General features: G+C 64.8%; 19 protein-coding genes. 10 read left to right on the top strand and 9 right to left on the bottom strand.

Translation table 11 applies throughout. The features are described from left to right. Positions 1-4: 4 nt before the first annotated feature. From NLY36_RS23245 to NLY36_RS23255, 3 genes are all read right to left on the bottom strand, one after another. A complete protein-coding gene (locus NLY36_RS23245) occupies positions 5-1,378 on the bottom strand; it encodes a glutamate--cysteine ligase (RefSeq protein ID WP_023692353.1) in 1,374 nt (457 codons plus the stop codon). Between the two features lie 114 nt (positions 1,379-1,492). Next, positions 1,493-2,227 (bottom strand): 16S rRNA (uracil(1498)-N(3))-methyltransferase, encoded by a 735-nt coding sequence (locus tag NLY36_RS23250; protein WP_023692352.1) that lies wholly within the window; start codon positions 2,225-2,227, stop codon positions 1,493-1,495. A 31-nt stretch (positions 2,228-2,258) separates the two neighbouring features. Then, positions 2,259-2,906, bottom strand: a complete 648-nt coding sequence (locus tag NLY36_RS23255; protein WP_023692351.1) for a hypothetical protein — start codon at positions 2,904-2,906, stop codon at positions 2,259-2,261. An 86-nt stretch (positions 2,907-2,992) separates the two neighbouring features. Between NLY36_RS23255 and NLY36_RS23260 the strand changes: the two genes are divergently transcribed. Together NLY36_RS23260 and NLY36_RS23265 are read left to right on the top strand one after the other, a co-directional pair. Then, complete coding sequence (locus tag NLY36_RS23260) at positions 2,993-3,691, top strand: type 1 glutamine amidotransferase (RefSeq protein WP_023695098.1); 699 nt, start codon at positions 2,993-2,995, stop codon at positions 3,689-3,691. Positions 3,692-3,968: 277 nt separating this feature from the next. Further along, the gene (locus NLY36_RS23265) at positions 3,969-4,109 is read left to right on the top strand and encodes a hypothetical protein (RefSeq protein WP_006206855.1); all 141 of its coding nucleotides are present in this window, start codon (positions 3,969-3,971) and stop codon (positions 4,107-4,109) included. Here NLY36_RS23265 and NLY36_RS23270 read toward each other — a convergent pair. The 3 genes from NLY36_RS23270 to NLY36_RS23280 are packed head-to-tail and all read right to left on the bottom strand — an operon-like array spanning position 4,106 to position 6,875. Continuing rightward, on the bottom strand, positions 4,106-4,873 hold the full coding sequence (locus NLY36_RS23270; protein WP_023695100.1) for a metallophosphoesterase: 768 nt from the start codon (positions 4,871-4,873) through the stop codon (positions 4,106-4,108). The two genes, NLY36_RS23265 and NLY36_RS23270, sit on opposite strands and share 4 nt — an antisense overlap. A gap of 55 nt (positions 4,874-4,928) precedes the next feature. Beyond that, complete coding sequence (locus NLY36_RS23275; RefSeq protein WP_023695101.1) at positions 4,929-6,065, bottom strand: alpha-hydroxy acid oxidase; 1,137 nt, start codon at positions 6,063-6,065, stop codon at positions 4,929-4,931. A gap of 12 nt (positions 6,066-6,077) precedes the next feature. Then, positions 6,078-6,875 (bottom strand): FCD domain-containing protein, encoded by a 798-nt coding sequence (locus NLY36_RS23280; RefSeq protein WP_023695102.1) that lies wholly within the window; start codon positions 6,873-6,875, stop codon positions 6,078-6,080. 205 nt (positions 6,876-7,080) lie between these two features. On the opposite strand from NLY36_RS23280, the gene NLY36_RS23285 reads away from it, so the two are divergent. The 4 genes from NLY36_RS23285 to glcF all read left to right on the top strand — a co-directional run bounded on the left by NLY36_RS23285 (position 7,081) and on the right by glcF (position 12,899). Further along, on the top strand, positions 7,081-8,403 hold the full coding sequence (locus tag NLY36_RS23285) for a DUF3422 family protein (RefSeq protein ID WP_023695103.1): 1,323 nt from the start codon (positions 7,081-7,083) through the stop codon (positions 8,401-8,403). A gap of 222 nt (positions 8,404-8,625) precedes the next feature. Beyond that, complete coding sequence (locus tag NLY36_RS23290; protein WP_023695104.1) at positions 8,626-10,122, top strand: FAD-linked oxidase C-terminal domain-containing protein; 1,497 nt, start codon at positions 8,626-8,628, stop codon at positions 10,120-10,122. A gap of 235 nt (positions 10,123-10,357) precedes the next feature. Next, a complete protein-coding gene (locus NLY36_RS23295; RefSeq protein ID WP_023735725.1) occupies positions 10,358-11,569 on the top strand; it encodes an FAD-binding protein in 1,212 nt (403 codons plus the stop codon). A 4-nt stretch (positions 11,570-11,573) separates the two neighbouring features. Next, positions 11,574-12,899 carry a glycolate oxidase subunit GlcF gene (gene glcF, locus NLY36_RS23300; protein WP_023735724.1) on the top strand — a complete coding sequence of 442 codons (1,326 nt, stop codon included), beginning with the start codon at positions 11,574-11,576 and terminating at the stop codon, positions 12,897-12,899. A gap of 4 nt (positions 12,900-12,903) precedes the next feature. Here the strand turns inward: glcF and NLY36_RS23305 are convergent, their stop codons facing one another. Beyond that, the gene (locus NLY36_RS23305) at positions 12,904-13,824 is read right to left on the bottom strand and encodes a bifunctional 5,10-methylenetetrahydrofolate dehydrogenase/5,10-methenyltetrahydrofolate cyclohydrolase (RefSeq protein WP_023735723.1); all 921 of its coding nucleotides are present in this window, start codon (positions 13,822-13,824) and stop codon (positions 12,904-12,906) included. Positions 13,825-14,095: 271 nt separating this feature from the next. Further along, a complete protein-coding gene (locus NLY36_RS23310; RefSeq protein ID WP_023686831.1) occupies positions 14,096-14,839 on the bottom strand; it encodes a L,D-transpeptidase in 744 nt (247 codons plus the stop codon). Positions 14,840-15,046: 207 nt separating this feature from the next. Between NLY36_RS23310 and NLY36_RS23315 the strand changes: the two genes are divergently transcribed. Further along, complete coding sequence (locus tag NLY36_RS23315) at positions 15,047-15,685, top strand: DNA-3-methyladenine glycosylase I (RefSeq protein WP_023695108.1); 639 nt, start codon at positions 15,047-15,049, stop codon at positions 15,683-15,685. Positions 15,686-15,809: 124 nt separating this feature from the next. Here NLY36_RS23315 and NLY36_RS23320 read toward each other — a convergent pair whose 3' ends face one another. Beyond that, complete coding sequence (locus tag NLY36_RS23320) at positions 15,810-16,052, bottom strand: hypothetical protein (protein WP_023735722.1); 243 nt, start codon at positions 16,050-16,052, stop codon at positions 15,810-15,812. A gap of 202 nt (positions 16,053-16,254) precedes the next feature. Between NLY36_RS23320 and hisS the strand changes: the two genes are divergently transcribed. The 3 genes from hisS (at position 16,255) to hisG (ending at position 19,752) form a co-directional block, all read left to right on the top strand. Then, positions 16,255-17,760, top strand: coding sequence for a histidine--tRNA ligase (gene hisS / locus NLY36_RS23325; RefSeq protein ID WP_286461491.1), 1,506 nt, complete (start codon positions 16,255-16,257; stop codon positions 17,758-17,760). Positions 17,761-17,932: 172 nt separating this feature from the next. Then, positions 17,933-19,054: an ATP phosphoribosyltransferase regulatory subunit gene (locus tag NLY36_RS23330; RefSeq protein ID WP_023695112.1), complete on the top strand. Its 1,122-nt coding sequence runs from the start codon at positions 17,933-17,935 to the stop codon at positions 19,052-19,054. Continuing rightward, positions 19,051-19,752, top strand: coding sequence for an ATP phosphoribosyltransferase (hisG, locus tag NLY36_RS23335; protein WP_023695113.1), 702 nt, complete (start codon positions 19,051-19,053; stop codon positions 19,750-19,752). The genes NLY36_RS23330 and hisG overlap by 4 nt, the downstream gene beginning before the upstream one ends. Positions 19,753-19,924 lie beyond the last annotated feature (172 nt).

Below are 19,924 nucleotides of genomic sequence, written 5' to 3' on the forward strand. Positions count from 1 at the left end.
GACGCTAATACGCATATTCCATGAACACCGGCTCGATCGAGCCGCCCCAGCGCGTGTGGTAGGCCGACAGCATTTCCTCAGCACTGGTGGTACCGCGCGCCACGACTTCGTCCAGCGTGTTGAGGAACGAGGTCTCGTCATAGCCGTCGCGGTTCTTCCTGCCGCGATTTTTCAGCCCAAGGCGCGAAATCGTCATTACATCGCGGCCGATCTCACGCAGCGTCGTGTTGCGGAACGGCGCGGAAATGCCTTGTTCCGGCACCGCATTGCGCATCGCCAGCGTTTCTTCATACGTCCAGCTCGAAGTCAGCGCCTCGGCGGCGTCGAGCGCGGCCTCGTCATAGAGCAGCCCGACCCAGAAGGCCGGCAGTGCGCAGATGCGGCGCCACGGCCCGCCATCGGCGCCGCGCATTTCGAGGAAGCGCTTCAGCCTGACGTCGGGGAACAGCGTCGACAGATGGTTCGCCCAGTCGCCCATGGTCGGCAGTCCGTCTGGTACTTCATTGCGGGCAGCGCCGGCCATGAACCGGCGGAAGGTGATGTGCGTCATGTCGTGATAGTGGCCGTCGCGGATGACGAAATACATCGGCACGTCGAGCGCCCATTCGACATAGTCGGCAAAGCCGAACTCGGGCGAGAAGCAGAATTCGAGCAGGCCCGAGCGCTGGTTGTCGGTGTCGCGCCAGATGTCGCCGCGCCAGCTCTGCAGCCCGTTCGGCCGGCTGTCGGTGAAGGGCGAGTTGGCAAACAGCGCCGTCGACAGTGGCTGCAGCTTCAGCGACACCTGCATCTTGCGGCGCATGTCGGCTTCGCTTTCGAAGTCGAGGTTCACCTGGATGGTGCAGGTGCGATACATCATGTCGAGACCCTTGGTGCCGACCTTGGGCATGTAGCGGGTCATGATTTCGTAGCGCGATTTCGGCATTTTCGGCGTCTCGGCCAGCGACCATTTCGGGCTGCCGCCGAGGCCGAGAAAGCGGATGCCCATCGGCTCGGCGATCTCGCGGACCTGCGCCAGATGCGCATTGCCCTCGCGACAGGTCTGGTGGATCGTTTCCAGCGGCGCGCCCGACAGCTCGAACTGGCCACCAGGCTCCAGCGAGATCGCGCCCTGTCCGGTCGGCTCGACCAGGCCGATGATGCGGCCGTCATCGATGATCGGGTCCCAGCCGAGCTTTTGCTGCATGCCTTCGAGGATGGCGCGGATGCCGCGCTCGCCGCCATAGGGCACCGGCGCGTTCCCGTCGACATAGAAGGGGAACTTCTCGTGCTCGGTCCCGATGCGCCACTTGTCGCGCGGCTTGTTGCCTTCGGCCAGATGCTCGACCAGTTCGTCGATGCCTTCGATTGCCCGGAAATCGGTTGTGTCGCGCGCCATGGGGCCCCCTCTGCGGCTCTCGGAGCCCGCCGGCGCTAAATGGACGAAATGTCAGCAGCCGATCAAGCGAAAAATCCTGAGCCACAGGTCAACAGGAATTGATCTTTACGCTTCTTACCAGTCTCCGACCGTCGCCTGCATCACCGCAAGCGCCGCCACCGCTGCCGTATCGGCGCGCAGGATGCGCGGTCCGAGCGGGATGGCGGTGACGAAGGGGAGCGCCCGCAGCATCTTGCGTTCCTCGTCGGAAAAGCCGCCTTCCGGTCCGACCATCAGCGCCAGTTTCTTTTCCCTCAACCCCTGCAGCGCTGGCAGTGGATTGTTGGTCGAGGCATCCTCGTCGCAGAAGATAAGCCGGCGTTCCTTGTCCCAGCCGGAGAGCAGGCGCTCGAATTTCTCGGCCTCGCGCACTTCCGGCACCGCCAGTATGCCGCATTGCTCGGCCGCCTCGACGACATTGGCGCGCAGCCGGTCGATGGAGGGTTTTGCCACTTGCGTGTGCTGTGTGATCACCGGCTGCAGGATGCCGGCGCCCATCTCGACCGCCTTCTGCACGAGATAGTCGAGCCGGCCCTGTTTCAGCGGCGCGAAGCAATAGATCAGGTCAGGCAGGGGCGGTTGCGGTCTCTGCGAGGCCAGCACCTTCAGCCGCACCGCCCTTTTCGACCTGGTGGCAATCGCCGCCGACCACTCGCCGTCGCGGCCGTTGAAGACCAGGATCTCGGCGCCTTCGCCGAGCCGCAGCACATGCATGAGATAATGGCTCTGCTGCTGGCCGGCATCGAATTCGATGCCTGCCGCGAGGTCGTCCGGCACGAACAGCCGCTGCATCTTGTAATTGGCGCGCATCGCCGAGGAATGGGCGAGGCGGTGCCTGGCGTCAAGTCTCGGCGGAACGATGCCACACCGGTTCAAAACCGTGCCGCAGCACCGAAACGGTCGTGGCCGGTGTGAGCAGGCGCAGCGACCGGCCGGCAAGGCTGTCGAAGGCCGCCGCATCGCCATAGCCTGCGAACGACCAGGGCAGCGCGTTGCCGCCGCGCAGCGCATAGGCCGAGCCGCCATCCGCGATCATCGCTCCGTCCGGCAATTCGGCAAGCTCTCCCATGGTGACATCAGGTGGCTTGCCGCCGGAAGCCAGCCGCTCCTTGTGCAGCCGCTTGTCCACCATTGGCGCGCGCGGTTCATTTACACCGAAGACTTTGCCGAAACGCCCGACAAAATCCGTGGCTCGCTCACGCCGGCAATAGAAACAGGGACGGTGCCCGGCGGCCAGCGCCGTCACCTCGTCGAGGAAGAACAACTCGGTCCAGCCGGCCCTGCCGCCCGGCCTGTTCCTGCCCATCGGCTCGCGCCGCACATTGCGGAATTGGCAGACGCAGATGATCCAGGCCGGCAAGGCCCAACGCTTTTTCAGCAGCGTCTTGGTCTCAGGATCGTGGATGATGCCGCGATTGCCGGTGAACAGGCCGCGCTCGGATATGGCATGGATGGCGCCGAACGGATCGACCCGGTTCTGCAGTGGCATAGCTCTCTCCCGAATACGCAGCTTGGCTGCAATGCTGGCGACATGATATCGCTCGTCGCGTCATTTCATGTCAGCAGGGTTTTGCGATGCGGGTGCTGGTGGTCCAGAACTACGACAACACCGGCCTTGGCCAGGTTGGTGCCGCGCTCGCCGAAGCCGGCGCCGATCTCGACCTGCGCCGGCCCTACAAGGGCGATGCGCTGCCGGACGACGCGACCGGACACGATGCCATGGTGATGCTGGGCGGCGGCCAGAATGCGCTGGCCGACGATGACTACCCGTATTTCCCGGCGCTGCTCGAACTGACCCGCGATTTCGCCGCCAAGGATCGCTCGGTTCTCGGTATCTGCCTGGGCAGCCAGTTGGTTGCCCGCTCTTTCGGCGGTGAGAACCAGATCGGCGGCGCCTCGGAATTCGGCTGGCACAAGGTATCGCTGACGCCGGACGCCAGAACCGATCCGGTGCTTGGCGCACTTCCCCAGGATTTCCCCATCTTCGAATGGCACGACGACACTTTCGCGCTGCCGTCAAATGCGGTGCGGCTTGCCGGCAGCGAAATTGCCGAAAACCAGGCGTTCCGTATCGGCCGCGCCGTCTACGGCTTCCAGTTCCATTTCGAGGCCGACCGGCCGATGGTGAGGGACTGGAGCACGTCCTTCGCGCCGCTGATTGCCGATCGCCATCCCGACTGGCACGACCGCCTCGACAGCGAAATGGCTCTCAACGGCCCCGAGGCTGATGCCGCGGGCTTGGCCATTGCCCGCGCCTGGGTGGCGACGATCTGAACCCAGCCAACGCGCGGCCGTTGCATAATTGGCACGCGGCGGGGAATCTGCCGGGGACAACTTCTTTCGTCCTTGGTTTGTGGCCGAACGCTATCCTACAAGGCGCGCGCTATGCATCGGCAATGCAACCGCGATGAACCTTCTGTGTGGTCCGCGCGACACACCGCCGATACAGAATCGACCTACAAGCGCGAAATCGTCGAAACTTTGAGACGAATTCTCGGTTTCAACCCATTGGTAACCGCCTCGTGCCCAGATGCAGGAAGCTCAACTAGAGATGACGTCCGTGAAAGCAGCGCTTCTGTCCTTTGTCATGCTGTCTGCCATCGTTTTGTGCGGTCTCGGCATTTATTCCGCCGATGCGGCCAACAACCATCAGGCCGTCGACGGCTACGGCGTCACCGCCGCGCTTCGCTAAAACGCTTTTCCCTGCACAGTCAGGATACGCTTGTCCGCGCCGTCCACGGCGAGCGCGCTGAGCATGCCTGACTGCCAGGCGAGCGTGTCGACATTGACGCGGTTCGGCATCACCTCCGCCTGCGGCACCGGTGTGTGGCCGTGCACGATCACCTTCGGGTAAAGCCCTGGATGGTTGTGGAAGACGTCGCGGATCCAGACCAGATCCTGCGGGCTCTGGCTCGCCAGCGGCACGTCAGGCCTGACGCCGGCATGGCATAAGAAGAAATCACCTGATATCAGTGACAATTGCAGCGACCGCAGGAAGTCGACATGGGCTTGCGGTACAGCATTGACCAGTGCCTGGTGTCCCCGCCGTAACGCCTCGGCCTTGCCGAACCAGCTTGCGTGTCCCGCTAGGTCGACGCCATAGGATTGTGCCGTCTGCACGCCGCCATAACGGATGAACAGCCCTTCCGGGTCAGGCTCGTCGAGAAAGTCGAGGAAGCCGATATCGTGGTTGCCGGCGAGCATCAGATGCCGCGGATCGCGTTTCTGTGCGTCGATCAGGAAGTCTATGACGCCCTTGGACTCTGGTCCGCGGTCGACATAGTCGCCGAGGTGGATGACGCGCCAATCGCTGGTCGGCTTGTATTCGAGTTCGCTCTCGATGCGGCGATGCATGGCGGCGAGCAGATCGAGCCGGCCATGCACGTCGCCGATCGCATAGAGGCGCATGCCATCGGGCGCGCGCGCGTCGAGGTAGTGGATGCCGGTCTCGGTCAAGGCGGCTTCGTCTCCGTGATCCAGCGAGGCTAGGGTCTAATCGGTGAACAAGACCCTATCGCCGCAACTGGTCCTTGCCCATCTCGGTCACCAGCCGTTTGCCGCACAGTGCCAGCGTGATGTCCATCTCCTTGCGGATGATGTCCAGCGCCAGGGTCACGCCTTGCTTGCCCATGGCACCCAACCCGTACAGGAACGGGCGGCCGATATAGGTGCCCTTGGCGCCGAGGCAAAGCGCCTTCAGCACGTCCTGGCCCGAGCGGATGCCGCCGTCCATATGCACCTCGATCCTGTCGCCGACGGCATCGGCGATCTCCTCCAGCGCCATGATTGACGACGATGCGCCGTCGAGCTGGCGCCCGCCATGGTTGGAAACGGTGATGGCGTCGGCGCCGGTCTCGACCGCCATCAGCGCGTCCTCTTTGTCGAGAATACCTTTCAGGATCAGCTTGCCGCCCCAGCGCTCCTTGATCCAGGCGACGTCCTTCCACGACAGGTGCGGGTCGAACTGCTCCGTCGTCCACGATGCCAGCGAAGCGACGTCGCCGACGCCCTTGGCATGGCCGACAATGTTGCGGAAGGTGCGGCGCTTGGTGCCGGCAATGCCCATCAGCCAGCGCGGCCGCATGGCGATGTTGGCAATGTTGGCCAGCGTCATCTTGGGCGGCGCCGACAGCCCGTTGCGGACATCCTTGTGGCGCTGCCCCAGGATCTGCAGGTCGAGCGTCAACACCAGCGCCGAGCATTTTGCAGCCTTCGCCCTGTCGATCAGGTCGAGCACGAAATCCTTGTCGCGAAGCACGTAGAGCTGGAACCAGAACGGCTTCTTGGTCACCGACGCGACATCCTCGATCGAGCAGATGCTCATCGTCGACAGCGTGAACGGCACGCCGAATTCCTCTGCCGCCTGCGCGGCCAGCATCTCGCCATCGGCATGCTGCATGCCGGTCATTCCAGTTGGGGCAAGCGCCACCGGCATCGCCACTTTCTCGCCGATCATGGTCGATTCCAGCGAGCGGTTGCTCATGTCGACCAGTACGCGCTGACGGAATTTTATCTTCTGGAAGTCCTCTTCGTTGGCGCGGTAGGTGCTTTCGGTCCAGGCGCCGGAATCGGCATAGTCGAAGAACATCTTCGGCACCCGCCGGCGCGCCAGGTCCTTGAGATCGGCAATGGTGAGGATGTCGCTCATGGTGGTTCCTCGTTAGCCAGTCGTCTTGAAGCCGTCGTCGGCGTCGGAGCGCTGCTTAAGCCTGAGCCGCGACACGCGCTGCCAGTCGCCGCTGCGTTCGGCCTCGAGCATCGAGCGCTCGACATAGGAGATATGGTCCATCGCCGCCTGGCGGGCAGCTGAGGGATCGCCGGCCTTCACGGCTTTGTAGATCGCGCCGTGCTGGGCCAGCAGCGCCTCGCGCGCTCCGGGCACGCTGAACACCAGAAGCCGGTTCTGGAACACGCCTTCAGACAGCAGCCGGTAGCAGGAGCGCAGCGTGTGCAAGAGGATGATGTTGTGCGCGCATTCGCACACAGCATGGTGGAACTCGACGTCGATTTCCGCCTCGTCGTCGAAATCGCCGGTGCGGTGCGCCTCGTCCATGCGCGCCATGATGCGGTCGAGCAGCGCAATGTCGTCCGCTGTCGCGCGCCGCGCCGCATATTCGGCCGCAACACCTTCGATCTCGCGGCGGTATTCCAGATAGTCGGTCACCGCCTTGCGGTGCATCGAGATAAGGTCGGTCACCGGCTTGGTGAACAACTGGCCGATGACGTCGGCGACATGGGTGCCGCCGCCGGCCTTGGTGATCAGCAGCCCGCGCCCTTCCAGCGCCTTCAGCGCATCGCGCAGGATCGGCCGCGACACGTCGAACTGGCGCGCCAGCTCGCGCTCGCCCGGCAGCCGGTCGCCGGTGCGCAGCACGCCTTCAAGGATCAGGCTTTCGATCTGCTGCACCACCTCGTCGGCGGTGCGCGAATGCTCGATCCTGGAGAAAATATCGCTCAACGGGGGCCTGGGAAATTGAACCGGCGTCGCGCAAGATAAAGCCAGCGTCGCCAACTGGTCAAATTATTTATCCAATTTGCCCAATCGGGTCGGTCTGCGCGTCGCGCCGGCAGGACCTACGATGCTAGACTTTGGTGTTTACGCGCCTCATGGATTGCCTTTAGAGGACGCCATCACACGAAGGGTCGAGAACAGGGGGACCACCGTGTCGGACGAGACGTCCAACCTCGAATTCCAGCCGCGCGCCCAGGGCAGCGTGATGGGCTTTCCCGCGCATGAGGGACGGCCTGGCGCGCTTGGCGAGGTCCATGCTCGGCCGCATCCGCTGATCGAGAAGCCGCGCGTGCTTGTGCAACTCGCCTTCATGACCGAGGGCGGCTCCGGCGTCGACATGGCCGTGCTCTCCGAACTGTCGCGGCGCCTCGGCATCGCGGCGCCCGACCGTCATGCCCGCCACCACGCCATGAAGTGGGGCAAGGGCACGCTGCGCTGGGAGCGGCATACGGAATTTTCGACCTATCTGTGGGAAGGGCCGCTGGCCGAAAGCAGCAGGGCGCAGGAGGATTCTCCTTTCGGCAACGGCTTCTCGCCGCCGGGAACGGTGATCTCAGGTATAAGGCTGGAGATCCGCAAATGGACGCCGGTAAGCGAGAAGCTGATTGCGGCCTTCGACCCGACGAGCCTCTGCTATTCGCTGGTCGAGCGCGGCAATGCGGCCATAGTCACCGATTTCCGCCAGGACGGCGACGGCCTGACCCGCATCCTGGTGCTTGATCGCGGCCTGACGCCGGCGCGGACCGGCGCGCTGTCGCAGCGGCTGATCGACGTCGAGACGTATCGCACGCTTGCCATGCTCGGCCTGCCGCTGGCGCTGACGCTGTCGGGCCGCGCCCGCCGCATCGAGGACCGGCTGGCGCAGACCACGCTGGAAATGAAGGTCGCTGAAACCCGCGACAGCCAGACGCTGCTCGCCGACCTGACCGAGCTTGCCGCTGAACTCGAGGCTGATGCCGCCTCCAGCCTCTATCGCTTCGGCGCCAGCCGCGCCTATGACGGCATCGTTGTCGAGCGGCTGGAAGCGCTGGACGAAGAAGCCGTGCCCGGCTACGACACTTGGGGCGGCTTCCTGCAGCGGCGGGTGGCACCCGCCATGCGCACCTGCCGTTCGGTCGAGGAGCGCCAGGCCAACCTGTCGCGAAAACTGACCCGCGCCACCACGCTGCTGCGCACCTGGGTCGATGTCGAGGTCGAGAAGCAGAACCGCGATCTGCTGGCGTCGATGAACAACCGCGCCCGGCTGCAACTGCGGTTGCAGCAGACGGTGGAAGGCCTGTCGGTGGCAGCAGTGTCCTACTATGTCGTCGGCCTGATCTCCTATCTCGCCAAGGGCGCATCGATCTTCGGCCATGCCTTTGCACCCGAAATCGTCACTGCCGCGGCGGTGCCGGTCGCCATCGTGCTGGTCTGGTGGGGCGTGCGGCGAGTCAGGCGGATGCACTCCGAGCCGGCGAAACATCCGGGGGAGTGAGAAGCGGTCCGCGCAGCGGACGAAAAGCCAATTGCTTGGCTTTTCGAGCTTCGAACGCCCTGAGCCAGCGAAGGGCAAGGCGCTGGACGATCCGCCCTGCCGGGCCAGCGGCAGATTGCCGCTGCGGAAGGCGGGCAGTACGCTCTTTGCCCGACGCGGTGTTTGCAACATCCGGATGTAGCTGGTAAAAGATTTTTACCAGCTAAGCGGAGGACGCCGCCGATGTCCGGCCTTGTCATGCCCAAGCCAGACGACGCCACGATGCGAAGGCGCGCAGAGATCGTCGCCGATATGCGCATCATCGTGCCGGGCGAGGGCGTCGTCGACGCCACCAACGAAATGCGCGCCTTCGAAAGCGACGGTCTCACCGCCTACCGGCAATTGCCGCTGGTCGTGGTGCTGCCGGAAACGGTGGCGCAGGTGTCGCGGGTGCTGAAATACTGCAACGACCGCAACATCCGTGTCGTGCCGCGCGGCTCCGGCACCTCACTCTCCGGCGGCGCGTTGCCGCTCGAGGATGCCGTGCTGCTGGTCATGAGCCGCTTCAACCGCATCCTTGCGATCGACTATCCCGATCGCGTCGTCGTCGCTCAGCCCGGCGTCACCAATCTCGGCATCACCACCGCCGTCGAGCAGGAGGGCTTCTACTATGCGCCCGATCCATCCTCCCAGATCGCCTGCTCGATCGGCGGCAATGTCGCTGAAAATTCTGGCGGCGTGCACTGCCTGAAATACGGCCTGACCGCTAACAATGTGCTGGGCATCGAGATGGCGCTGATGAACGGCGAGGTGGTGCGCCTGGGCGGCAATCATCTGGACTCGGAAGGCTATGATCTCCTCGGCGTCATGACGGGGTCCGAAGGCCTGCTCGGCGTCGTCACCGAGGTCACGGTACGCATCCTGAAGAAGCCGGAGACGGCGCGCGCTCTGCTGATCGGCTTTCCGACCAGCGAGCAGGGCGGCCAATGCGTCGCCGACATCATCGGCGCCGGCATTATCCCTGGCGGCATGGAGATGATGGACCGGCCGGCGATCCATGCCGCGGAAGATTTCGTCCACGCCGGCTATCCCCTTGATGTCGAGGCGCTGCTGATCGTCGAACTCGACGGGCCGGGCGTCGAGGTCGATCACCTGATCGGTCTCGTCGAAGCGATCGCCTACAGGAACGGCTCCACCACCTGCCGCATCTCGCAATCCGAACAGGAGCGGCTGAGTTTCTGGGCCGGCCGCAAGGCGGCCTTCCCGGCGGTCGGCCGCATCTCACCCGACTATTACTGCATGGATGGCACCATCCCGCGCAAGGAATTGCCGCGTGTGCTCGCCGGCATGCGCGAACTGTCGGGAAAATACGGCCTTGGCGTCGCCAATGTCTTCCACGCCGGCGACGGCAATCTGCATCCGCTGATCCTCTACGACGCCAACGTGCCGGGCGAACTCGACAAGGCGGAAAGTTTTGGCGCCGACATCTTGCGGCTCTGCGTCAAGGTCGGCGGCGTCTTGACCGGCGAGCACGGCGTCGGCGTCGAGAAGCGCGACTTGATGCCTGAAATGTTCAACCAGATCGACCTCGACCAACAAATGCGCGTCAAATGCGCCTTCGATCCCAACCATCTGCTCAACCCGGGAAAAGTGTTCCCGCAACTGCGCCGCTGCGCGGAGCTTGGACGCATGCATGTGCATCGCGGCCAGGTGGCGTTTCCGGACATTCCGAGGTTTTGATGGGGGCGGAATGTCTCACGTCGGCGATCCTTCGCGCCCCCCTCTGTCCTGCCGGACATCTCCCCCACTTGGGGGGAGATCACCAGTCATCTCTGCCTTCGCCAATCTTCGACGTTGCTAGAGAGGCGCGGTCGCCAAAGCTGCTAATCTCCCCCCAAGTGGGGGAGAAGTCCGGCAGGACAGAGGGGGGCACGAAGGAACTCGACGTCTCTGCACTCGCAAGCGGCGCGTCGCCATGACCACCTTCACTCCCACCACATCGGCCGAGACCCTCTCCATCGTCCAATGGGCGGCCGCGGAAGAGTCACCTTTGGAAATCATCGGCCACGGCTCCAAGCGCCGCATCGGCCGGCCACAGCAGAGCGAACACACGCTCGATCTCTCAAAACTCACCGGCGTCACGCTCTACGAGCCGGCCGAACTGGTGCTGTCGGCGAAGGCCGGCACACCGCTTTCCGATATAGAAAGCCTGCTCGCCGAAAACGGCCAGCAACTTGCTTTCGAGCCGATGGACTACGGCCCATTGTTCGGCGGCATCAAGGGAAGAGGCACGATCGGCGGTGTGCTTGCCGCCAACCTGTCCGGCCCGCGCCGGCTGAAGGCGGGCGCCGCGCGCGACCACATCCTCGGCATCAACGCCGTTGCCGGCCGCGGCGAGGCTTTCAAGTCCGGCGGCCGCGTCGTCAAGAATGTCACCGGCTACGACCTGTCGAAGCTGATGGCCAACAGCTGGGGGACGCTGGCCGTGTTCACCGACGTCACCTTCAAGGTGTTGCCGGCGGCCGAGACCGAGGTCACGCTTGCCGTGCGTGGCCTGCTCGACGATGCGGCGGCCGCCGCCATGGCGCTGGCGCTCGGCTCCAGCGCCGAAGTGTCGAGCGCCGCGCATCTGCCGGAGCGGATCGCCGCGCGTGTCGCCGACGGCGCGCTCGGCACTGACGCCGCGACGCTGCTGCGCGTCGAAGGGTTCGGCCCTTCGGTCGCCTATCGCATCGAGGCACTGAAAACCCTGCTGAAAAATGCCGGCCCGTTGCAGGACATTGCCGGCGAGGCCTCGCATGCCCTTTGGCGTGATATCAGGGATTGCGCTCCCTTCGCCGACGGCAGTGAAAAGCCGGTCTGGCGCGTTTCGATGGCGCCGTCCCAGGCCCACCAGATGGTACTGACGCTGCGCATGCAGATCGGCGTCAGCGCCTTTTACGACTGGCAGGGTGGGCTGGTCTGGCTGCGCATGGAGGAGGGCGATCCCGAGGCCGCCCTGCTGCGCGGGCTGATCAGAAAACATGGCGGCGGCCACGCGACGCTGGTGCGCGCCGCGCCCGCGCATCGCGCCGCCGTGCCGGTGTTCGAGCCACAGGCGCCGCATCTGGCCGCCCTGTCGGCTAGGCTCAAGGCCGAGTTCGATCCCAAGGCCATCCTCAATCCCGGCCGCATGGCCCAGGGCTAACGCGATGCAGACCAATTTCTCCCTTGCCCAGCTCGCTGATCCGCATGTCGCGGAATCGGAGAAGATCCTGCGCAAATGCGTGCATTGCGGCTTCTGCACCGCCACTTGCCCGACCTATGTGACGCTCGGCAACGAACTCGATTCGCCGCGCGGGCGCATTTATCTCATCAAGGACATGCTGGAGAATGGCCGCCCGGCCGACAAGCAGATCGTCACCCATATCGACCGCTGCCTGTCCTGCCTGGCCTGCATGACCACCTGCCCGTCGGGCGTCAATTACATGCATCTGGTCGACCATGCCCGCGCCCATATCGAGGAAACTTACAGGCGGCCGCTGCTCGACCGGCTCACCCGCGCCATGCTGGCCTTCGTGCTGCCCTATCCCGCGCGCTTTCGCGCCGCGCTGAAATTGGCGAGACTGGGCAAGCCATTCATCGGCCTGTTCGAAAGGCTGCCGGCCCTGAGGCCGCTGGGCGCGATGCTGAAGCTGGCACCGGCCTCGATCCCGACGGTCTCGCCAATGGCCTCTTCCGGCATTCATGCCGGGCAGGGGACGAAGAGAGGCCGCGTCGCCATCCTCACCGGCTGCGCCCAATCGGTACTCGACCCCGCCATCAACGAGACGACGATTGCATTGCTGACCAGGCTTGGCGTCGAGGTCGTGGTGCCGCAGGGCGAAGCCTGCTGTGGCGCGCTGGTCCATCATATGGGCCGCGAGGCAGCAGCCCTTGCCTCGGCCCGGCAGAATGTCGATGCGTGGGCGCGTGCCATCGACCAGGGCGGGCTCGATGCCATCGTCATCACCGCGTCCGGCTGCGGCACAACGATCAAGGACTACGGCTTCATGCTGCGCCTCGATCCGGCCTATGCCGACAAGGCCGCGCGGGTCTCGGCGCTGGCCAGGGACATTACCGAATATCTCGCAAGCCTCGACCTGCCCGAGCCGGTGCGCAAACCCGGCACCGTCGTCGCCTATCACTCCGCCTGCTCGATGCAGCACGGTCAGAAGATCATCCGCCAGCCGAAGGAATTGCTGTCCAAGGCGGGCTTCGTCGTGCGCGAACCGCGCGAGGGACATCTGTGCTGCGGCTCGGCCGGCACCTACAACATCCTGCAGCCGGAGATTTCGGAGAAGCTGCGCGACCGAAAGGTGAAAAACATCGAGGCCACCGGCGCCGAAATCGTCGCCACAGGCAATATCGGCTGCATCACCCAGATCGCTTCGGCTGCAAAGCTGCCGGTGGTGCACACGATCAAGCTGCTCGACTGGGCCTATGGTGGTCCGAAGCCGGAGGGCGTCTCCGAAGGAAACCTGGTCGCCGCCGAGTAAGCAGCTATTCCGCTGCCAGCCGGTCCACCACGCCATACGTCGCCTGGTAGCGCGCGCGCTGGCGGCTGAGCGCGACCATTGTGTTGCGCAAGAGGATCGCCACAGTGATCGGGCCGACGCCGCCCGGCACCGGCGTGATCCAGGACGCGACTTCCTTCACGCTCTCGGTGTCGACGTCGCCGACGATGCGGCTCGTGCCGTCCGGGCCGATCTCAAAATTGATGCCGATGTCGATGACGGCCGCACCGGGCTTTACCATGTCGGCCTTGATCAGCCGCGGCTTGCCGACGGCGACGAACAGCGCATCGGCGCGGCGCGCATGTGCCGCCACCGAGCGCGTCATGTGATGGCACACCGTCACCGTTGCGCCTTCGCTCATCAGCAGGAAGGCAATCGGCTTGCCGACGATCTCGGAATGGCCGACGACGACGACTTCGAGCCCCTTGAGGTCGAGGCCGGTTTCCTTGAGCAGCTCGACCGAGGCCGCAGCCGTGCAAGGCGCGAGGTCGAGCTGATTGTAGACGATATTGCCGATCGACGCCGGATGCATGCCCTCGACGTCCTTCAGTGGATGCACCGCCGCTTGCAGCGTCTTGATCGGGATATGCGCCGGCACCGGCCGCTGGATGATGATGCCGGTGACACGCGGGTCGGCGTTCAGGCCGTGGATCGCCGCCTCGAGTTCGCCGGCGCTGATGTCGGCGGGGAACCGCCGCTCCTCGAAACCGATGCCGGCAAGCGCGGCCTTGGCGCGCTGGTTGCGCACATAGACATCGACGGCAGCGGTATCGCCGACGGTGATCGACACCAGCTTGGGCGGAAAACCTTCGGCGGTGGCGATGGCGGCATCCTCGCGCACGGATGCCATGATGCGCTGGGCGACCGGGCCGCCCCGGAGATAGCGGCTATCGTCTGGCGGAGACATGGCTGAACCTTTGCAGCGAGTTTGGCGCAGGGGAGTTTGGCCGTCCCTATAGCAGGGGAAATGCGGCAAGGCAGCGTGAAAGCGAACCGTCATCCCCCTGGCGCGACGTTCTGGCGCAGCCTGGCTCAGCTATAGCCGCAAAGAGAAAGGGCAGCGCGGCTTCCCGGGCTGCCCTTTCCTGACTGGCCGCATCCCCACACGGCCCGTCCCCCGTAAACTCTTCCCGATCCCTGAAGGTCTAGCCTTCTGAACCAGATGATTCGGTAGCCGACTATATCACGACCACGGTCGTTCCAACATTGACCCTCTCGTAAAGGTCAACCACGTCCTCGTTGCGCATGCGGATACAGCCGGAAGATACCGAGCCGCCGATGGTCCATGGCTGGTTGGTGCCGTGGATGCGGTATTCCGTCGTGCCGAGATAGAGCGCGCGGGCGCCTAGCGGGTTTTCCTCGCCGCCGGCCAGATAGGTCGGGAGGTAGCGGCCCTTGGCGGCCTCGCGCTTGATCATCTCCGCTGGCGGGCGCCAGTCCGGCCAGACGCGCTTGTTGGTGATCTTGTGCGTGCCAGACCATTCGAAGCCAGGCTTGCCGGTGCCGACGCCATAGCGCCGCGCCTTGCCGTTCTTCTCGACCAGGAACAGGAAGTTCTGCGTCGTATCGATGACGATCGTGCCCGGCTTCTGCGGGCCGTCATAGGCGACTTCCTGCGGCAGGTAGAGCGGATTGATCTGCGGCCGCATCACCACGCGCTTGGCCGGCGCCTGCACGGAAGCAGTGCGCACCCGATCGGGTCGCGCCGGCTGCGCATAGCGAAGTCGCGGCTGCTGGACCACCTGTCGGCTCTGCCGCACGATGCCGGGCGCCCGGCCAAGCTGCAGCACCCAGGGTGCGGAAAGGTCGGGGCTCACCATCACCGGCGGCCTGTCGGCATAGCGGTCGTTGGCGGCAGAGGAGGTGACGCCGGCGGCCAGAATGGCCACGGCGCCGAGCACGGAACGCAAAAAGATCTTCATCGGAACGCACCTTGATCGTCGAACGGACGGAGGCGGAACTTGCCCCCGGTTGCGCGATCCTTGGCGCGAAGCGGCAACCGAAACATGAATCGGAATGCGTAAAATGCCGCTTTGTCAGTAAACCTTTTGGTGTGGTTACCGCCGGGTTCAGGAATCTGGTAAAGCCGCGGTAAATGCAGCGAAAGCGCGTTAACGGATGGATCGGCCATGGCGCAAGACAACACCGGACTGCTTACCGGCTCCGACGGGATCACGCGCTGCTTCTGGCACGGCAATCTGCCGGACTATCTGCACTACCACGACCATGAATGGGGCCGGCCGGTCGCCGACGACCGCAGGCTGTTCGAAAAAATCTGCTTGGAAGGCTTTCAGTCCGGCCTGTCCTGGCTGACCATTCTGCGCAAGCGCGAGAATTTCCGCGAGGCCTTCGCCGGTTTCGACTTCGACAAGGTCGCCGCCTTCACCGACGAGGATGTCGAGCGCCTGGTCGCCAATGCCGGCATCATCCGTCACCGCGGCAAGATCGTCTCGACCATCAACAACGCCAAACGGGCGTGCGAAATGGTCGACGAGTTCGGTTCGCTGGCCGCCTGGTTCTGGAAGTTCGAGCCGGGGCCGGAGGAGCGGCCGGCGGTGGTGGACATGGCGCATCTACGCGCCAACCCGACGACAGGGGTCTCGATCAGGATTTCGAAGGAGTTGAAAAAGCGCGGCTGGAGCTTTGTCGGACCGACGACGGTCTATGCCTTCATGCAAGCGATGGGTCTGGTCAACGACCATCTCGAGGGGTGTGTTTGCCGGGAGCAGGTGGAGAAGGAACGCAAGGCCTTTAAGAGGCCGAAGTAGGGCGTCCCCCGACCTCCCCCTTGTGGGGAGGTCGCGCCGAAGGCGCGGGTGGGGGTATCTTGGCGCCGCACCCCCACCCCGACGCTACGCGTCGACCCTCCCCACAAGGGGGAGGGTAAGGAACTCACGTCCCGCTGGCGCCAGTCAGGAACAATCCCGCCACAATCGCCGCCAGTGCCGCAAAGGCCGGATAAATCACCAGCAATCCGGTCATCAGCGCCTCGCGCATGGTGGAACCCTTGCGCTCGTCGGCGGTGACCTCAAACGGACCGAGGCTCGCCGTCACCGGCGCACGGTTCTCGGCCGGCCGCAGCCGGACTTCATGCAAGCCGTCGTCTCTGATGTCGAACTTGTGTGCGGCAGTCATGGCCCAACCCTTTGTTTCGGCGCGCTTATCGGCTCTGATTGTGTCGGCACGATGCCGCGCCGATGGCGGAATTGTTTCCTTTTGGTGCGTTTTGTTTCGGAGGAGAAGGAAAAAGCGCAAACCCTTGCCGCACAAAGCCGCTTCGGTTAGGACACGCCCACTCCAAACAAGTCATCGATTACTAAGCGAAAAGACCCATCCTATGGCCGACAAATCGGAAAAGACGAAAGCGCGGCTGCCGCGCGGCTTTGCCGACCGCAGCGCGGAAGACATCCGCGCCGTCGAGAAGATGATGGCGACGATCCGTTCGGTCTATGAGCTCTACGGTTTCGAGCCGGCCGAGCAGCCGCTGATCGAATACACCGATGCGCTCGGCAAGTTCCTGCCCGACCAGGACCGGCCTAATGAGGGCGTATTTTCTTTCCAGGACGATGACGAGCAGTGGCTGTCGCTGCGCTACGATTTGACTGCGCCGACAGCGCGCTACGTCGCCGAGAATTTTGAGAAGCTGCCGAAACCCTATCGCAGCTACCGCTCCGGCTGGGTGTTCCGCAACGAAAAGCCCGGCCCGGGCCGCTTCCGCCAGTTCATGCAGTTCGACGCCGACACGATCGGTACGCCGGGCGTCGCAGCCGACGCCGAGATGGCCATGATGATGGCCGACGTGATGCAAGCGCTCGGCATCAAGCGCGGCGACTACGTCATTCGCGTCAACAACCGCAAGGTGCTTGACGGCGTGCTGGAGGCGATCGGCCTTGGCGGTGACAACAATGCCGGCCGCCGGCTGACCGTGCTGCGCGCCATCGACAAGCTGGACAAGCTCGGGCCGGAAGGCGTGAAGCTTCTGCTTGGGCCGGGCCGATGGGATGGCGGCAAGGAAGGCGAGGGCGACTTCGCCAAGGGCGCTGGTTTGGACGACGGGCAAGCTGAAGCAGTTCTTCTCGCCACGGCAAGGAACGCACAGGTCGACCAGGTTTCCATAGTGAGCTCGAACTCGACTTACCAAGAAGGCGTCGGCGAGCTCGCGACGATTGAAGCCCTGGTCAGGGCGGCCGGATATGGCGAAGATCGCATCGCCATGGACCGCTCCGTCGTGCGCGGCCTCGAATACTACACCGGCCCGGTCTTCGAAGCCGAATTGCTCGCCGAAATCCCCAACGAAGACGGCCAGATCGTGCGCTTCGGTTCGGTCGGCGGTGGCGGCCGCTATGACGGGCTGGTCTCGCGCTTCCGTGGCGAGCCGGTGCCGGCGACCGGCTTTTCGATCGGCGTCTCCCGCCTGATGACGGCGCTGAAGAACCTCGGCAAGCTGGACACCACCGATGTCATCGCGCCGGTCGTCGTGCTGGTCATGGACAAGGATACGGAAAGCCTTGGCCGCTACCAGAAGATGGTCGCAGAGCTACGCGCCGCCGGCATCCGCTCAGAGATGTATCTCGGCGGCGCCGGCATGAAGGCGCAGCTGAAATACGCCGACCGCCGCGGTAGCCCGGTCGCGATCATCCAGGGCGGCGATGAGCGCGCCAAGGGCGAGTTGCAGATCAAGGATCTGATCGAAGGCGCGCGCATGTCCGCTGAAATCGCCGACAACGCTGAATGGCGGGCTGCCCGCCCGGCGCAGGTGACGGTGGCGGAGGGAGAGCTGGTCGCCGAGGTGAGGAAGATTTTGGCGGTGCAGGCCGCTGACCGTGCGAAGGGTGGCGCTTGAACGCCCCCCTCTGGCCTGCCGGCCATCTCCCCCTCAAGGGGGGAGATTGGATGTCGCGCATGGTTTCGCCAATCTCCGGCGTTGAAGAAGAGGCGCTGCGCTCCAAGCTGCCAATCTCCCCCCTTGAGGGGGAGATGGCCGGCAGGCCAGAGGGGGGTGCCTCGCGCCACGCATGACCTCCCGCTATCCCGCCATCGCATCCGAAATCACCAAGCTCTTCGCCACCCGCAACACCCATGCGGTTGAGGTCGCGGTGCTGCAGCCGGCCGACCCATTCCTCGATATGGCCGGCGAGGATCTGCGCCGCCGCATCTTTCTCACCGAAAGCGAGACCGGCAAGACGCTGTGTCTGCGGCCCGAATTCACCATCCCCGTCTGCCTCGACCACATCGCCTCGCAGGCCGGCACGCCGCGCCGCTATTCCTATCTCGGCGAAGTGTTCCGCCAGCGCCGCGAGGGCGGCAACGAGTTCTTTCAGGCCGGCATCGAGGATCTCGGTGACCGCGATACGGCCAAGGCCGATGCGCGTTCGCTGGCCGATGCGCATGCGCTGCTGCAGTTGGTGCTGCCGGGCCAGCCTCTGGCGATCACGCTCGGCGACCAGACCATCTTCGAGGCGGTGCTGGCGGCCCTCGGCCTGCCGCGCGGCTGGCGCATGCGACTTGCGCGCGCCTTCGGTTCGGCGCCGATGCTGCAGGCAGCGTTGTCCGATCTCGCCAACCCGCCACGCAACGGTGAGCTTGACGGCGAAGTCGCGGCCCTGGTGCTCGATGGCGATCTCGAAGCGCTTTCCGCCCACATTGCCGGCGGCATGGAAGAGACCGGCCTGCTGGCATCCGGCGGACGCGCGCCAGTCGACATTGCCCGGCGGCTGATCGAAAAGGCCGAATTGCGCAGCGTGCGGCTGTCGAACGAGGCCTTTGCAGCACTCAGGGATTTCCTCGCCATTGACGTGCCGCTCGACGGCGCGAGTGCTGCGCTCGAAAGTTTTGCGGCCTCTGCCGGGCTTTCGCTGGGCGCGGCGCTCGAAAAATTCGCTGCCCGCGCCAAGGCCATCGAGGCGCACGGCCTGCCGACGCAAACAGTTCGCTACGACGCTGCCTTCGGCCGTCCGCTGGATTACTACACCGGCATCGTCTTCGAGATCGCGGCACTTGGCGGCGAGCGGCCGCTGGCCGGTGGCGGACGCTACGACCGGCTGCTGACCCTGCTCGGCGCCAAGACGCCGATCCCCGGCGTCGGCTTCTCCGTCTGGCTCGACCGCATCGAAGCGCTGCGGGGAGAGCCGCAATGATCACGCTGGCGATCCCATCGAAAGGCCGGCTCAAGGAGCAGGCCTTGGAGGTGCTGGCCAGGGCCGGGCTTGCCGTCAGTCTGCCCGGCGATGAGCGCCAATACCGCGCCCGCATCGACGGCGCCGAGGGCATCGAGGTGGCGTTCCTGTCGGCGTCCGAAATCGCCGGCGAGATTGGGCAAGGTTCGGTCGACCTCGGCATTACCGGCGAGGATCTGCTGCGCGAAAACCTCGCCGACTGGGAGGCGCGCGCCGAAATCGTCGCTCGCCTCGGCTTCGGCCATGCCGATGTCGTGGTCGCGGTGCCCGGCATCTGGCTCGACGTCGATACCATGGCCGATCTCGACGATGTCGCCGCCGATTTCCGCCAGCGCCACGGCAGGCGGCTGAGGATCGCAACCAAATACTGGCGGCTGACGCAACAATTCTTCTCGCAAAAGCACGGCATCCAGGTTTACCGCATCGTCGAAAGCCTCGGCGCTACCGAAGGCGCGCCGGCGGCAGGCCTTGCCGATGTCATCGTCGACATCACCACCACCGGCTCGACCCTACGCGCCAACCATCTCAAGGTGCTGGCCGATGGGGTTGTGCTGAAGTCGCAGGCCTGCCTCGTGGCTGCCAGGAAAGATCGTGCTGCTGCGGATGAGGCGCTAGTGCGGGAAATAGCCGCGAAGATGAGCGCGCTCCCTCCCCCTTGAGGGGAGGGTGGACAGCCGCCAAAGGCGGATGGACGGGTGGGGTCGCTCCGGCAGTGCTCGACGCGAGACGACCCAAGCCGGGTCGACCGTGAGCAAGGAAGTCGAGCACTTCGCCGAGGACCCCACCGCCTCGCTTCGCGAGGCACCCTCCCCGCGAGGGGGAGGGGAACCG

The organism is Mesorhizobium sp. C399B (assembly GCF_030323185.1).
Lineage (GTDB): Bacteria > Pseudomonadota > Alphaproteobacteria > Rhizobiales > Rhizobiaceae > Mesorhizobium.

Coding starts and splice junctions, on each gene's coding strand:
- NLY36_RS23245 (WP_023692353.1), bottom strand. CDS start 1,378: ATGGCGCGCGACACAACCGATTTCCGGGCAATCGAAGGCATCGACGAA.
- NLY36_RS23250 (WP_023692352.1), bottom strand. CDS start 2,227: ATGCGCGCCAATTACAAGATGCAGCGGCTGTTCGTGCCGGACGACCTC.
- NLY36_RS23255 (WP_023692351.1), bottom strand. CDS start 2,906: ATGCCACTGCAGAACCGGGTCGATCCGTTCGGCGCCATCCATGCCATA.
- NLY36_RS23260 (WP_023695098.1), top strand. CDS start 2,993: ATGCGGGTGCTGGTGGTCCAGAACTACGACAACACCGGCCTTGGCCAG.
- NLY36_RS23265 (WP_006206855.1), top strand. CDS start 3,969: ATGACGTCCGTGAAAGCAGCGCTTCTGTCCTTTGTCATGCTGTCTGCC.
- NLY36_RS23275 (WP_023695101.1), bottom strand. CDS start 6,065: ATGAGCGACATCCTCACCATTGCCGATCTCAAGGACCTGGCGCGCCGG.
- NLY36_RS23290 (WP_023695104.1), top strand. CDS start 8,626: ATGTCCGGCCTTGTCATGCCCAAGCCAGACGACGCCACGATGCGAAGG.
- NLY36_RS23295 (WP_023735725.1), top strand. CDS start 10,358: ATGACCACCTTCACTCCCACCACATCGGCCGAGACCCTCTCCATCGTC.
- glcF (WP_023735724.1), top strand. CDS start 11,574: ATGCAGACCAATTTCTCCCTTGCCCAGCTCGCTGATCCGCATGTCGCG.
- NLY36_RS23305 (WP_023735723.1), bottom strand. CDS start 13,824: ATGTCTCCGCCAGACGATAGCCGCTATCTCCGGGGCGGCCCGGTCGCC.
- NLY36_RS23310 (WP_023686831.1), bottom strand. CDS start 14,839: ATGAAGATCTTTTTGCGTTCCGTGCTCGGCGCCGTGGCCATTCTGGCC.
- NLY36_RS23315 (WP_023695108.1), top strand. CDS start 15,047: ATGGCGCAAGACAACACCGGACTGCTTACCGGCTCCGACGGGATCACG.
- NLY36_RS23320 (WP_023735722.1), bottom strand. CDS start 16,052: ATGACTGCCGCACACAAGTTCGACATCAGAGACGACGGCTTGCATGAA.
- hisS (WP_286461491.1), top strand. CDS start 16,255: ATGGCCGACAAATCGGAAAAGACGAAAGCGCGGCTGCCGCGCGGCTTT.
- NLY36_RS23330 (WP_023695112.1), top strand. CDS start 17,933: ATGACCTCCCGCTATCCCGCCATCGCATCCGAAATCACCAAGCTCTTC.
- hisG (WP_023695113.1), top strand. CDS start 19,051: ATGATCACGCTGGCGATCCCATCGAAAGGCCGGCTCAAGGAGCAGGCC.